We start from the raw sequence: 13,740 nt of genomic DNA, 5'->3' as shown, positions 1-13,740 counted from the left end.
CCGGGTGGGGACCCCGCTAGTGGAGCAGGCTGCCCTGGAGCTCCGCGCGGAGGTCCGGGGTGAGCACGCTGCCGGCCCGGTCGACCAGCAGCGTCATCTCGTAGCCCACGAGGCCGATGTCGCACTCGGGGTGGGCGAGCACGGCCAGCGAGGAGCCGTCCGAGACCTGCATGAGGAAGAGGAAGCCGCGCTCCATCTCCACGACGGTCTGCGCGACCGGACCACCCTCGAAGATCCTGGACGCGCCCGCGGTCAGCGAGGTCAGTCCGGACGCGACCGCCGCCAGCTGGTCGGCGCGGTCGCGGGGGAATCCTTCGGACATGGCCAGCAGGAGTCCGTCGGCGGAGACCACCACCGTGTGGGACACCCCGGGGGTGTTGTCCACGAAGTTGGTGATCAACCAGTTCAGATTCTGCGCCGCCTGGCTCATCGCGTTCAACTAACGCTCCTGCTGATGGTTCGGACCGAGGTGGTGAGTACCCGTGGTCGAGTTACCGGCCTGACGGCCCTGCTGAATGCCGCGGCGCAGGTTGGTGAGCCGGCCGCGGACGTCGTCGGGTGCACGCGAGACCTGGGGGCCGGCCGTGTGGGCCTGCTCCTGGGCGGTCCCGGGTACGAGGTTGGCCTTCGGCACGCGCCGGGGGAGGCCGGAGGTGGTGACGCCGCCGGCCGCGGGCTTGCGCACCCGCTCGGCCTGGCGCACCAGCTCGTCGTTGGGCGAGGTCCGCCAGGCGGCCCCGCCGTTCTGGTCGCCCTGGCGGGGGGCCGGGGCGGCCGAGCGCGGTACGACCGGGGTCTGCGCCGTCTGCGCCGGGTCCTGGGCCTGGGCCTGCTGGGCCGCCTGGTCCTGGTGGAACCAGTTGGTCTCCAGGTTGTCGTACAGCGGCGTACGGCCGTCGCCCGCGCCGCTCGCCGGCGGCAGCGCCTCCGGTCGGCGCGGCTGCTGGAGCTGCGGCTGCTGCGGCTGCTGACGGCCCGGCTCGGCCGGACGCGGGGCGCCGAAGTCGTTCCCGCCGGTCCGCTGGCGCGGCGCCGGGGGCTGCGGAGCCTGCGGCTGCGCCTGCGGTACGAAGGGCTGCCGGCCGAACTGCTGCTGCTGGCCGCCCTGGTAGCCCTGCGGCTGCTGGGGGGCCTGCTGCTGCGGGGCCTGCGGGGCGCCGAAGTCGGGGCGCGGGAACTGGCCGGTGGAGCCGGGACCCTGCGGAGCGCCGAAGTCCGGACGCGGGAACTGCGCCGTCGACGCCGGGTCCTGCGCACCGCCCTGGTACCCCTGCGGGACCTGCGGCTGCTGGGGAGCCTGCTGCTGCGGGGCCTGCGGAGCACCGAAGTCGGGCCGCGGGAACTGGCCCGTGGAGCCGGGACCCTGCGGAGCCGCGAACCGGCCCGCCTCCGGGTCCTCGTGGCCGCGCGGGGCGTCCAGCGGGGACATCTCCTGCTGCGGGCGGCGCACCGGCTGCTGCGGGGCCTGCTCGTTGCCCCAGCTCGCGGCCTGCGGACGCTGCTGCGGCGGCGGGGTGCCGCCCGGCAGCTCGGCGCGCGGGAAGTCGTACCCGCCCTGCGACGCCTGCTGTTGCGCGCCGGGACCGGCCTGCGGGGTGCCCTGGTTGGTCTGGCCGCCCTGGTTGCCCCAGACGTCCGTGCGGGACGGGATGGCGCTCGCGGCGCCGCCGATGAGACCGCCGCCGCCCGGGCGCGGGGCCTCGGGGGCCTGGGGCGCCTGCGGCTGCCGGCCGGTCTGCTCCAGCTGCGCGTTCTGCGGCTGCGGGGTGCGGGGCTGCTGCGGGCCGCCGGCGAGCGGGGCGCCGTCACGGGCGGGCAGCGCGGCCCGGGGGCCGCCCGCGCCGACCTGGCCGCGCGGGGCGCCGGTGCCGAGGCGTCCGGCCGCCGGGGACGGCGCGCCGCCCTGGCCCGGACGTCCGCCGGGACCGCCGGCCGCGCCGGGGCCGCCGGGCAGCCGGCCGCCCGGGGCGGAGGCGCCCGGAGGCATCGCGCCCTGGCCGCCCGCGCCCGGCTTGGGCATGGGCTTCTTGCCGCCCTGGGCGACGTCGACGGGGAGCATGACGAGCGCAGTGGTGCCGCCCGAGTCGGAGGGGCGCAGCTGGATGCGGATGCCGTGTCGCAGGGACAGGCGGCCGACCACGAACAGACCCATGCGGCGCGAGACCGAGACGTCCACGGTGGGCGGCGAGGCGAGCCGCTCGTTGATCGCCGCGAGGTCCTCGGGGGAGAGGCCGATGCCGGTGTCGTGGATCTCGACGAGCACCCGGCCGTCGGGCAGCGCGTGGCCGGTGACCCGGACCTTCGTCTGCGGGGAGGAGAACGAGGTGGCGTTCTCCAGCAGCTCGGCGAGGAGGTGCACGAGGTCGTTGACGACCCGGCCGGCGACCTCGGTCGCCGGGACCGCGGCCAGTTCGATGCGCTCGTACTGCTCCACCTCGGAGGCGGCGGCGCGGAGCACGTCGACCAGCGGGACCGGACGGGTCCAGCGGCGGCCCGGCTCCTCGCCGGCGAGGACGAGGAGGTTCTCGCCGTTACGCCGCATACGGGTGGCGAGGTGGTCGAGCTTGAAGAGCGAGGAGAGCTGGTCCGGGTCGGCCTCGCGGGACTCCAGTTCGGAGATGAGCGAGAGCTGACGCTGGATGAGGCCCTGGGAGCGGCGCGAGAGGTTGGTGAACATCGCGTTGACGTTGCCCCGGAGGAGGGCCTGCTCGGCGGCGAGGCGGACGGCCTCGCGGTGCACGTCGTCGAAGGCCGCGGCCACCTGGCCGATCTCGTCCCGGGAGTGCACGCCGACGGACTCGACGGAGGTGTCGACGTCCTGCGGGTCGGACTCGGAGAGCTGCTTGACGAGCTCGGGCAGGCGTTCCTGGGCGACCTTGGTCGCGGTGTCCTGGAGGCGGCGCAGCGAGCGGATCATGGACCGCGCCACGACGAAGGCGCCGACGAGCGAGACGCCGAGGACGAGCAGGATCAGCGCACCGTTGATGATCGCCTCGCGCTGCGACTCCTGCCGCAGCTCACGGGCCATGGACTCCATGTCGCCGAGCAGGACGCTCTCGATGCGGTCCATCGCGGCGATCTTGGTGCCGTACTCGTCGGTGAAGTTCAGATGGCCGCGCCGGGGGCCGTTCTGCATCATGTTTTCCGAGCCGAGCACGCGTTCGGCGTACTTGTCGGCCGCGGTGATGGACGGGTTGCCCCGGTTCAGGGTCGACGTCAGGTCGTCGGCGTCGCCACCGGTCGACTTGTAGATCGCCTGGAAGGACTTGAGCTCGACGTTCTCACTGTTGAGCGCGGCCTCGCCGTACAGCCGGTCGCCCTGCTCGATCTTGCCGCGGGTCCGGTCGCTCGGGGGCAGCGCCGCCGCGATGATCGCCTGCTGGATGGAGGCGTACTCCTTGGCGGACGAGAACGCGGCGAGCGCGCGGGTCCGCTTGATCATCTCGGGGTTGCTGGTCGCCTGCGCCATGTCCTGCGACAGGCTCAGGAGCGAGCGGATGAGACGGCTGTACGCCTCGACCGTCACCGAGTTGGAGACGTCCTTCTTGTACGCGCTGCCCCGGATGGAGTGGAGCTCGGTGACCTGGGAGGCGATCTGGCTGACGTTCTGGCGGATGCTGCGCAGCGCCTCGTCGCCCTCGGTGGAGGGGATTTCCTCGGTGGCGGCCAGGAAGGCCTTGTACTCCAGGTCCGTCTTCCGGCGCGGGTTGGCGACCTGGTAGTCGCTGACCGGGCGGCCGTTGGCCAGCGGGCCGGCGGAGTGGTCGCGCTCGGCCTGGAGGGCCTTGGCGAGGTCCGTCGCCTCACGCGTCAGCTTGGTGAGCAGCTGCATGTGGTCGAGCTGCTCCATGTCCTTGAGCGACTCGTTGATGCGGATGCCGCCCAGGGCGGTCGCGGCGACCACGGGGAGGGTGAGGAGCGCGACCAGACGCGTCGAGATGCGCCAGTTGCGGAGGGCTATTCGGGAGCCGACCTCGTTCTCGGCCTTGGGCGCGGGAGCGGCGGACGCCTCGGACGGCGTGCCCGCGGAGCCCGCGCGGCGGCCGCCGTCACCGCCCTCGCCGGACGGACCCTGACCCTGGTTCGGGGTGTGCGAGGCCGAGGGACCGCGGTCGGTCCCGGCACGCGGTTCCTGCTCCGCCGGAGCATCCGCTCGGCCCTGACGGGCCTGGGGAGACCCCGAGCCATCCCTCTTGAAACGTCCCTGCACTAGCGTCGCAACCTCTGGACCAGGCGCCCTTCCGGATGAACGGAGAGGGCGGTGTCGGTGTCGATCGGGGTGTGTGGAGCACCCCAGGTGGTCGTCGGTGACCGGCGCAGTTCCCCCTTCGTCCCGCCACTCGGCCGGCGCTGCGTTGCGCCTCTGCGCGCCGGCTTGAAACCCGCGGCGGTGCGGGAATTCCAGCACAGTGCCGGATCTCCAACAAGGGCCGCGTGTCGCGCCGGGAAGCGTATGACAACGCGTGCCCGACGTGTCACCCCATGTAGAAGATGATCGCGGAGGAAACGGACTTTTCTGTGCCAATGGCCCGGCATCCCCGTGTGTCCCAGTCGACATGATCAGGAGCGGAATAGAGCATTCAGTGGCGGAATGTCCCTTTCCGGGATGGCCGGTGGCTGTCCGTAATGCCTGGAATCTACCATCGTTGGTGAGCAAACTCACACGCCGATCGATGTCTTAGCCATGCATTCGAAGGGAATCCCATGTTTAGCCTGACGCTTTACGACCCCTACGCGCCCGCACGGGCGCCCGTCCCGGAACAAGGTCTGATCACCGCGATGAACAAGACGACGCTCCGCACCACGGCCAACCCCCGCCGCTCCACCCTCGTCCACCTCCAGGACGCCGCACAGCTCGGCCGGGGCGCCCAGCCGGAGTACGCGGCCGAGCTGCCCGGCCGGACGGCCAACCCGCGCCGCACCGTCCTCATGCAGCCCCCGGCCCCGTACGAGCCCGCCCCGTACGCCACGGTCGCCCGCTAGCACCCGCCCGGCGGGCCCGGGACCCGCTCCCACCGGCCCGTACGGCCCGTATGTCGCCGTTCGGCGGCCCCCCGCCGCGTTAGCCTGGAGCGTCAGACTCCAGCCAGTACCAAGTGAGGGGCGACAGCACTCGTGCGCATCGCCAGATTCTCCATCGACGGCAACGTGGCCTTCGGCGCCGTCGAGGGCGAGGGGACCGTCGAGTCCGGCGGCCTCGTCCTCGACATCATCAAGGGCATCCCCTACACCGACTTCGAACTCAGCGGCACCAAGGTCCCGCTGAGCAAGGTACGGCTCCTGCCGCCCGTGCTCCCCAACAAGGTCGTGGGCATCGGCCGCAACTACGCCGAGCACGCCGCCGAACTCGGCAACGAGGTCCCCGACGCCCCCGTCGCCTTCTTCAAGCCCACCACCTCGGTGATCGGCTCCGGCGACGCCGTCGAGTACCCCTCCTTCTCCAGCGAGCTGCACCACGAGGCCGAACTGGCCGTGGTGATCGGCCGCATGTGCCGCGAGGTCCCCCGCGAACGCGTCCAGGACGTGATCTTCGGGTACACCTGCGCCAACGACGTCACCGCCCGGGACGTCCAGAGGCGCGAGAACCAATGGGCCCGCGCCAAGGGCTTCGACACCTCCTGCCCGCTGGGCCCCTGGGTCGAGACCGGCCTGAGCCCCGCGCAGGCCGGCGACCTGACCGTGCAGGCCACGGTCAACGGCGAGCAGCGCCAGCTCGGCCGCACGAGCGACATGATCCGCTCCGTCGAGGACCTGGTCGTCCACATCACCGAGGCCATGACGCTGCTCCCCGGAGACGTCATCCTCACCGGCACCCCGGCCGGGGTCGGCCCCCTCAACGTCGGCGACGAGGTCGCCGTCACCATCGAAGGCATCGGCACTCTCACCAATAAGGTGATCAAGCGTGGCTAACGCGAACATCCGCGTCCGTTTCTGTCCCTCGCCGACCGGCAACCCCCACGTGGGTCTGGTCCGCACCGCCCTCTTCAACTGGGCCTTCGCCCGGCACAACCAGGGCACCATGGTCTTCCGCATCGAGGACACCGACGCGGCGCGCGACTCGGAGGAGTCGTACCAGCAGCTGCTCGACTCGCTGCGCTGGCTCGGCCTCGACTGGGACGAGGGACCGGAGATCGGCGGCCCGCACGCGCCGTACCGCCAGTCGCAGCGGATGGACATCTACAAGGACGTCGCCGACAAGCTGCTCGCCGGCGGCCACGCGTACCCCTGCTACTGCACCACCGAGGAGCTCGACGAGCGCCGCGAGGCCGCCCGCGCCGCCGGCCGCCCCTCCGGCTACGACGGCCACTGCCGCGACCTCACCGAGGAGCGGAAGGCGGCGTACGAGGCCGAGGGCCGCACGTCGATCGTCCGCTTCCGGATGCCCGACGAGCCCATCACCTTCACCGACCTGGTCCGCGGCGAGCTGACCTTCACCCCGGAGAACGTGCCGGACTACGGCATCCTCCGGGCCAACGGCGCCCCGCTCTACACCCTGGTCAACCCGGTCGACGACGCCCTGATGGAGATCACCCACGTCCTGCGCGGCGAGGACCTGCTCTCCTCCACCCCGCGCCAGATCGCGCTCTACAAGGCGCTGATCGAGCTGGGCGTCGCCAAGGAGATCCCCGCCTTCGGCCACCTGCCGTACGTGATGGGCGAGGGCAACAAGAAGCTCTCCAAGCGCGACCCGCAGGCCTCCCTCAACCTCTACCGGGAGCGCGGCTTCCTCCCCGAGGGCCTGCTGAACTACCTCTCCCTGCTCGGCTGGTCCTTCTCCGCCGACCAGGACCTCTTCACGATCCCCGAGATGGTGGAGAAGTTCGACATCGCCGACGTCAACGCCAACCCGGCCCGCTTCGACCTCAAGAAGGCCGAGTCGATCAACGCCGACCACATCCGCAGGCTGGACGTGAAGGCGTTCGCCGAGGCCTGCGAGCCCTGGCTGCGCGCCCCGCACGCCCCCTGGGCGCCGGAGGACTTCGACCGGGCCGCCTGGGAGGCCGTCGCGCCGCACGCCCAGACCCGCCTGACCGTCCTCTCGGACATCACGGCCAACGTCGACTTCCTCTTCCTGCCCGAGCCGGTCTTCGACCAGGCCTCGTGGGACAAGGCGATGAAGGGCGAGCCGGCCGCGCTCCTCACCACCGCCCGGGAGAAGCTCGCGGGCGCCGACTGGAGCGACCCCGAGTCCCTCAAGAGCGCCGTCCTGGCCGCCGGCGAGGCCCACGGCCTCAAGCTCGGCAAGGCCCAGGCCCCGGTCCGCGTCGCGGTCACCGGCCGCACGGTCGGCCTGCCGCTCTTCGAGTCCCTGGAGATCCTGGGCGAGGAGAAGACCCTGGCCCGCATCGACGCGGCCCTGGCGAAGCTCACCGCGTAGGCACCGCTCGTACAACACCGGAGGGGTACGGCCCGTGGTCGTACCCCTCCGGCGCGTCCGGACACCGGGGCGCATCCGGCACCGGGGCGCGGCCGACATCCGGGCTCACCCGGCCTCACCCCTCGGCGATGATCCTCCGGGCCGCCGCCACCTTCCGGACGTGCCGGTCGCGCAGCTCCTCCAGGACCGCCGACTCCGGGCCGATCATCCGCCGCTGGACCTCCGACTCCACGCCGAACCAGGTCTCCAGGAGACCGGTGCTCCGCTTGCAGGCGACGTCCGTTCCGGCGGTCGCGCGCTCCTCGGCCGTGACGGGCCCTTCGAGGTATTTCCCCAGCGGCTCCATCGGGGACGCGTAGGAATATCCGGACTCCGCCATGCAGGCGGACCATTTCCCGAGCGCGGCCCGCACCTTCGGATCGGTCAGGGATTCCTGATGGCTCCGCGTCGCTATCCGGCTCGCCGCGTCGGCACCCTCGGGATGTTCGTACCCCTTGCGGAAATCCTCCATGGCCTGTCCGAGACAGCCCTTCTCCGGAATGGCCTTTCCTCGGTGTTCGAGCTTTCCCGCCCGGCCCCCGGCACCCTGCCGTCCGTACAGGACGAGAATCTCCGCCGCGCCGAGCCGCTCGCCGGCCGGAGCCGGGGAGGGCGTCGGGACCGGCGGCAGGCGATATCCGAACCGGTCGGCATTGCTTTTCTCCGCGAGACCGTAACGCCGGTCCACGGGCGGAGGCGGGGGAGCGGGCGCCGGCGGCCGGTAGGAGAGCGAATAGCGCGCCATGCACCGTTTCGCCAGCACGTGCTCGGCGGATTGGACAAGAGCGTATTCGGCCTCGGTGTAGCTGTAACGGGCCATCGGCAGCCGGAAGGTGTACGCGCTCTCGGCGGCGGGGGTCGCGGCGGACGCGGCCGGGGTATGCGTGCCCGCTCCGGCGGCGCCCGTCGTCGGCGCGGGCCGCGCGGGCGGCTCGGGCGCGGAGCACCCGGCCAGGACGGCGCAGAGGAGGACGAGCGCGGCCGGCGCCAGACGTCTCATCCCCGTCAGCTGAACTTGTAGCAGTTGACTCCGGACCGGCCGAAACCGAGCGAGGCGTTGTCGTTGTACGTGTTCCGGAGCTGCTTGGCCGTGGCGTGCGGCTCGAAGCTGTCGCACGGGCCGCCGTAGTTGCTGTTGAAGAAGACCGTGGTGATCTGGAAGCTGCCGTTGTAGAACGAGGCGGCGTTGTTCTTCACCGTCTGGCCCTTGCCGCTTCCATTGCCCAGGAACTTGTACGGGGCGAGGTCGGGAATGCTGCCCTGCTGGCCCTTCAGGCCGGTGAAGACGATGTAGGAGCCGCTGGTGTTGCTGTTGTAGTAGAAGGCGCCGCAATTGTCGTAGTAGTTGTTGCAGTAAAGACCCGTCTCGGCCTGGGCGGGCGTGACGCCGAAACCGACGGCGAGTACGGCGGGGATCGCTATGGAGGCGGAGCGGCGCAGCAGGCTCATCTTTTCTCCCCTGGAAGAATGGGTTGCGGGCAGGGCTGAAGGATCCTATCCGGGCCGTTCCGGCCAGCGTCAAGGCCAATCCCCGCCACGGGATGCGGAATTTCAAATTCCGGGTGCAATGGAATGTTTGGTCGCCTTCCATGCCGTTCGGGTACGGTGAATGCCATGGTTATCCGGGCGGTCCTCTGGGACATCGACGACACGATCTTCGACTACGCGACCGCCGACACCGCCGGGATGCGCGGCCACCTCGCGGCCGAGGGGCTCCTCGAAGGGTTCGGCACGGTGGAGGCCGCCCTCGACCGGTGGCGGGAGCTGACCGCCCTCCACTGGCGCCGCTTCGAGCGGGAGGGCGGCGACTTCCTGGACCAGCGGCGCGACCGGGTCCGCGACTTCCTCGGCCGGCCGGAGCTCACCCCCGGCGAGGCCGACGCCTGGTTCGACCGGTACGTCGTCCACTACGAGGCGGCCTGGGCGCTCTTCCCCGACACCGTCCCCGTGCTCGACCTGCTGGCCCGTGACTACCGTCACGCGGTCCTGTCGAACTCCAGCATCCGCAACCAGGAGCGCAAGCTCCGCGTCCTCGGCGTCCGGGACCGCTTCGAGGCCGTCCTGTGCGCCGCCGAGCTCGGCGTGGCCAAGCCCGCCCCGGAGGCCTTCCACGCCGCCTGCACCGCCCTCGGTCTGCCCCCGCACCAGGTCGCGTACGTCGGGGACCAGCCGGACATCGACGCCCGGGGCGCGGCGGAGGCGGGGCTCCTGGGCATCTGGCTGGACCGCGCGGGCACCGGCGGCCGGCCCGAGCTGAAGCGGATCACGGAGCTGAGCCAGCTCCCCGGCCTGCTGCGCGGGGATACCCGTTTTGGAGCGCGGTCCACCTTCGGGTAATGTTCTTCCTGCGCCGAGGGGAGCAAGCCGAAAGGCAAGAACCCGGAAAGCGCAAGCCGAGCAGGATCTTCCCTGGTGGAGATGTTGCCCCGGTGGCCTATGGTGTAATTGGCAGCACGACTGATTCTGGTTCAGTTAGTCTTGGTTCGAGTCCAGGTAGGCCAGCTCGCAGAGCTTCATCTGCAATCCGCGGATCTTGATCCGCAAGGCCCCCGTTGTGTAGCGGCCTAGCACGCCGCCCTCTCAAGGCGGTAGCGCCGGTTCGAATCCGGTCGGGGGTACAGATCCATCCTGTAGGTCACTTGGGTAGCTCCCGGTGGACCTACGGTGACATCACCCGGCTCCGGCCGGGTGGGATCGCTAGGGCCCCCGTTGTGTAGCGGCCTAGCACGCCGCCCTCTCAAGGCGGTAGCGCCGGTTCGAATCCGGTCGGGGGTACCAACTGGTCTAAACCACCAGTGGCCTATGGTGTAATTGGCAGCACGACTGATTCTGGTTCAGTTAGTCTTGGTTCGAGTCCAGGTAGGCCAGCGGATCATCCCAGATCTTGCCCCCGTTGTGTAGCGGCCTAGCACGCCGCCCTCTCAAGGCGGTAGCGCCGGTTCGAATCCGGTCGGGGGTACGCACAGGAGAAGCCCTTCCCTTCGGGGGAGGGCTTCTTCGTCGTCCCCGCTCCTTTCCCGTCGTGCGGACGGCTCCGGACGCAACTCCGGCCCACCGCTGCGGCGTTGAAGCGGTGGGCCGGGACGAACGGGAAGGAAGGGCGGGGCGTCAGCCGTTGCGGCGGAGCGCCTCGGAGAGGCGGGCGGCGGCGTCGATGATCGCCTGGGCGTGCATCCGGCCCGGGTGGCGCGTCAGGCGCTCGATGGGGCCCGAGACCGACACGGCGGCCACCACGCGGTTCGAGGGGCCGCGCACGGGCGCGGAGACGGACGCCACGCCCGGCTCCCGCTCGCCGATCGACTGGGCCCAGCCGCGGCGCCGTACGCCCGACAGGGCCGTCGCCGTGAAGCGGGCGCCCTGGAGGCCGCGGTGCAGCCGCTCGGGCTCCTCCCAGGCCATCAGGATCTGCGCCGACGAGCCGGCCTTCATCGTCAGCGTCGAGCCCACCGGGACCGTGTCCCGGAGGCCCGAGAGCCGCTCGGCCGCCGCCACGCAGATGCGCATGTCGCCCTGGCGCCGGTAGAGCTGGGCGCTCTCGCCGGTGACGTCGCGCAGATGCGTGAGCACCGGGCCCGCGGTCGCGAGGAGGCGGTCCTCGCCGGCCGCGGCGGCGAGCTCCGCGAGGCGCGGTCCGAGGATGAACCGGCCCTGCATGTCACGCGCCACCATCCGGTGGTGTTCCAGTGCCACGGCGAGACGATGTGCCGTGGGTCGTGCGAGTCCCGTCGCCGCGACCAGTCCTGCGAGGGTGGCCGGACCGGACTCCAGGGCGCTCAGGACAAGGGCTGCCTTGTCGAGAACGCCTACGCCGCTAGAGTTGTCCATGCAACGATATTCGCGTCTCACTCTGTGAAACGCAAGTTCAATTTTCCCGGGAACTTGTCACTCTGGTGGGGCGGCCGCACAACGGCCCGCGAAACGGGTCTCTAGTTGTGCCGACGCAGACGTCGGCCGGAGGGAAAGCGATGGGTAGGACACTCGCGGAGAAGGTCTGGGACGACCACGTCGTCCGGCGCGCCGAGGGCGAACCCGACCTCCTCTTCATCGATCTGCACCTGCTGCACGAGGTGACCAGCCCGCAGGCCTTCGACGGCCTCCGCCAGAACGGTCGCCAGGTGCGGCGCCTCGACCTCACCATCGCCACCGAGGACCACAACACCCCGACCCTCGACATCGACAAGCCGATCGCCGACCCGGTCTCCCGCGCCCAGCTGGAGACCCTCCGGAAGAACTGTGCCGAGTTCGGCGTCCGGCTGCACCCGCTGGGCGACGTCGAGCAGGGCGTCGTGCACGTCGTGGGCCCCCAGCTGGGACTGACCCAGCCCGGCACCACCGTCGTCTGCGGCGACTCCCACACCTCCACGCACGGCGCCTTCGGCGCGCTGGCGTTCGGCATCGGCACCAGCCAGGTCGAGCACGTCCTCGCCACCCAGACGCTGCCGCTGGCCCGCCCGAAGACCATGGCGATCACGGTCGACGGCGAACTGCCCGAGGACGTCACCGCCAAGGACCTGATCCTGGCGATCATCGCGAAGATCGGCACCGGCGGCGGCCAGGGCTACATCCTGGAGTACCGCGGCTCCGCCATCGAGAAGCTCTCGATGGAGGCCCGGATGACCATCTGCAACATGTCGATCGAGGCCGGCGCCCGCGCGGGCATGATCGCCCCCGACGAGACCACCTTCGCCTATCTGAAGGGCCGCGCCCACGCCCCCGAGGGCGAGGACTGGGACGCCGCCGTCGCGTACTGGAAGACCCTGAGGTCCGACGAGGACGCGGTCTTCGACGCCGAGGTCGTCATCGACGCCGCCTCCCTGGCACCGTTCGTCACCTGGGGCACCAACCCCGGCCAGGGCGCCCCGCTTTCGGCGAACGTCCCCGACCCGGCTTCGTACGAAGACGCTTCGGAGCGCCTCGCCGCCGAAAAGGCCCTGGAGTACATGGGGTTGACCGCCGGGCAGCCGCTGCGCGACATCAAGGTCGACACCGTCTTCGTAGGCTCCTGCACCAACGGCCGCATCGAGGACCTGCGCAACGCCGCCGGTCTGCTCCAGGGCCGCCGGGTCGCCGACGGGGTCCGGATGCTGGTCGTCCCCGGCTCCGTCCGGGTCGCCCTGCAGGCCGTCGAGGAGGGCCTGGACAAGGTCTTCAAGGAGGCCGGCGCCGAATGGCGGCACGCGGGCTGCTCGATGTGCCTGGGCATGAACCCCGACCAACTGGCCCCCGGCGAGCGCTCCGCGTCCACCTCCAACCGCAACTTCGAGGGACGGCAGGGCAAGGGCGGCCGGACCCACCTGGTCTCGCCCCAGGTCGCCGCCGCCACCGCCGTACTGGGCCATCTGGCCTCCCCGGCCGATCTGTCCGACGTCGCCACTCCCGCGGGGGTCTGAGGAACCATGGAAGCTTTCACCACGCACACCGGCCGGGCCGTCCCGCTGCGCCGCAGCAACGTCGACACCGACCAGATCATCCCCGCGCACTGGCTGAAGAAGGTCACCCGCGACGGCTTCGAGGACGGCCTCTTCGAGGCCTGGCGCAAGGACGCCGACTTCGTCCTCAACCGCCCCGAGCGGCAGGGCGCCACGGTCCTGGTCGCCGGCCCCGACTTCGGCACCGGCTCCTCCCGCGAGCACGCCGTCTGGGCGCTCCAGAACTACGGCTTCCAGACCGTGATCTCCTCCCGCTTCGCCGACATCTTCCGCGGCAACTCGCTGAAGAACGGCCTGCTGACCGTCGTCCTCCCGCAGGAGACGGTGGACGCGCTCTGGGAGCTGACCGAGGCCGACCCGACCGCCGAGGTCACCGTCGACCTGGAGCGCCGCAAGGTCCTGGCCGCCGGGATCGACGCCGACTTCGAGCTCGACGAGAACGCCCGCTGGCGCCTCCTGAACGGACTCGACGACATCAGCCTCACCCTTCAGAACGAAGCCGACATCGCCGCCTACGAGGCGGCCAGGCCCTCCTTCAAACCCCGTACAATTACGGTCTGAGCAGCGCTTTTCCACGACTGCGCCCCCCACCCTCCGGTGGGGGGCGCAGTCGCTTGTTGAGCCCCTGTCGGGCGACAACTCGCCCTAGATGGCACAATCGGTGCATGGAACGCGACAGCCAACTCGAGCTCTACGAGGCAGTCGCCGCCCGATTGAAGGAAGCGCATACAAGGGTGCGCTCACTGCAAGTCCCGGAGGGCGTAAGGATGGCGCTGTCCCGGAAGCTGCTGGTCGTGACGGCCGCGGCGAAGCACGATCTCAAGGACGCGGCGACGCGTCTGGACCGGTTGATGAAGGACCTCGACGAGGGCCGATTCCCAGAGGACGACTGAC

General features: G+C 71.0%; 12 protein-coding genes and 5 tRNA genes. 12 read left to right on the top strand and 5 right to left on the bottom strand.

Features of this window, described 5'->3' with window-relative positions; translation table 11 throughout:
- Positions 1–16: 16 nt before the first annotated feature.
- Both ACIQD7_RS33825 and ACIQD7_RS33820 read right to left on the bottom strand, forming a co-directional pair.
- Entirely contained in the window at positions 17–430 is a 414-nt protein-coding gene (locus tag ACIQD7_RS33825; RefSeq protein ID WP_053644606.1) for a roadblock/LC7 domain-containing protein, read from the bottom strand.
- A 9-nt stretch (positions 431–439) separates the two neighbouring features.
- On the bottom strand, positions 440–4,210 hold the full coding sequence (locus ACIQD7_RS33820; protein ID WP_402447066.1) for a nitrate- and nitrite sensing domain-containing protein: 3,771 nt from the start codon (positions 4,208–4,210) through the stop codon (positions 440–442).
- Positions 4,211–4,779: 569 nt separating this feature from the next.
- On the opposite strand from ACIQD7_RS33820, the gene ACIQD7_RS33815 reads away from it, so the two are divergent.
- The 3 genes from ACIQD7_RS33815 (at position 4,780) to gltX (ending at position 7,378) form a co-directional block, all read left to right on the top strand.
- Positions 4,780–4,983, top strand: a complete 204-nt coding sequence (locus tag ACIQD7_RS33815) for a hypothetical protein (protein WP_121833652.1) — start codon at positions 4,780–4,782, stop codon at positions 4,981–4,983.
- A gap of 132 nt (positions 4,984–5,115) precedes the next feature.
- Entirely contained in the window at positions 5,116–5,910 is a 795-nt protein-coding gene (locus tag ACIQD7_RS33810) for a fumarylacetoacetate hydrolase family protein (RefSeq protein ID WP_121833651.1), read from the top strand.
- The gene (gene gltX, locus ACIQD7_RS33805) at positions 5,903–7,378 is read left to right on the top strand and encodes a glutamate--tRNA ligase (protein ID WP_402447063.1); all 1,476 of its coding nucleotides are present in this window, start codon (positions 5,903–5,905) and stop codon (positions 7,376–7,378) included. The genes ACIQD7_RS33810 and gltX overlap by 8 nt, the downstream gene beginning before the upstream one ends.
- Before the next feature lie 115 nt (positions 7,379–7,493).
- Here gltX and ACIQD7_RS33800 read toward each other — a convergent pair whose 3' ends face one another.
- Positions 7,494–8,417: a hypothetical protein gene (locus ACIQD7_RS33800; protein ID WP_402447060.1), complete on the bottom strand. Its 924-nt coding sequence runs from the start codon at positions 8,415–8,417 to the stop codon at positions 7,494–7,496.
- A gap of 5 nt (positions 8,418–8,422) precedes the next feature.
- Positions 8,423–8,866 carry a peptidase inhibitor family I36 protein gene (locus ACIQD7_RS33795; RefSeq protein ID WP_121833648.1) on the bottom strand — a complete coding sequence of 148 codons (444 nt, stop codon included), beginning with the start codon at positions 8,864–8,866 and terminating at the stop codon, positions 8,423–8,425.
- A gap of 165 nt (positions 8,867–9,031) precedes the next feature.
- Here ACIQD7_RS33795 and ACIQD7_RS33790 point away from each other — a divergent pair, with 165 nt between their 5' ends.
- The 6 genes from ACIQD7_RS33790 (at position 9,032) to ACIQD7_RS33765 (ending at position 10,376) form a co-directional block, all read left to right on the top strand.
- A complete protein-coding gene (locus ACIQD7_RS33790; RefSeq protein WP_402447057.1) occupies positions 9,032–9,754 on the top strand; it encodes an HAD family hydrolase in 723 nt (240 codons plus the stop codon).
- Positions 9,755–9,847: 93 nt separating this feature from the next.
- Positions 9,848–9,919: transfer RNA gene (locus ACIQD7_RS33785), tRNA-Gln, on the top strand.
- Positions 9,920–9,962: 43 nt separating this feature from the next.
- A tRNA-Glu gene (locus ACIQD7_RS33780) sits at positions 9,963–10,035 on the top strand.
- An 84-nt stretch (positions 10,036–10,119) separates the two neighbouring features.
- Positions 10,120–10,195 (top strand) — tRNA-Glu (locus ACIQD7_RS33775).
- Between the two features lie 18 nt (positions 10,196–10,213).
- Positions 10,214–10,285, top strand: a tRNA-Gln gene (locus tag ACIQD7_RS33770).
- Positions 10,286–10,303: 18 nt separating this feature from the next.
- A tRNA-Glu gene (locus ACIQD7_RS33765) sits at positions 10,304–10,376 on the top strand.
- 149 nt (positions 10,377–10,525) lie between these two features.
- Here the strand turns inward: ACIQD7_RS33765 and ndgR are convergent.
- A complete protein-coding gene (gene ndgR / locus ACIQD7_RS33760) occupies positions 10,526–11,242 on the bottom strand; it encodes an IclR family transcriptional regulator NdgR (RefSeq protein WP_053644579.1) in 717 nt (238 codons plus the stop codon).
- Between the two features lie 140 nt (positions 11,243–11,382).
- Between ndgR and leuC the strand changes: the two genes are divergently transcribed.
- The 3 genes from leuC (at position 11,383) to ACIQD7_RS33745 (ending at position 13,739) form a co-directional block, all read left to right on the top strand.
- Positions 11,383–12,807 (top strand): 3-isopropylmalate dehydratase large subunit, encoded by a 1,425-nt coding sequence (gene leuC, locus ACIQD7_RS33755; RefSeq protein ID WP_121833887.1) that lies wholly within the window; start codon positions 11,383–11,385, stop codon positions 12,805–12,807.
- A 6-nt stretch (positions 12,808–12,813) separates the two neighbouring features.
- Positions 12,814–13,407: a 3-isopropylmalate dehydratase small subunit gene (leuD, locus tag ACIQD7_RS33750; protein WP_161373798.1), complete on the top strand. Its 594-nt coding sequence runs from the start codon at positions 12,814–12,816 to the stop codon at positions 13,405–13,407.
- A 104-nt stretch (positions 13,408–13,511) separates the two neighbouring features.
- Positions 13,512–13,739, top strand: coding sequence for a hypothetical protein (locus ACIQD7_RS33745; protein WP_015036430.1), 228 nt, complete (start codon positions 13,512–13,514; stop codon positions 13,737–13,739).
- Position 13,740 lies beyond the last annotated feature (1 nt).

Source organism: Streptomyces sp. NPDC093071 (assembly GCF_044754545.1).
Classification (GTDB): Bacteria; Actinomycetota; Actinomycetes; order Streptomycetales; family Streptomycetaceae; genus Streptomyces.
The sequence above is the reverse complement of the archived record's forward strand: the minus strand, read 5'-3'. Positions and strand labels throughout refer to the sequence as shown.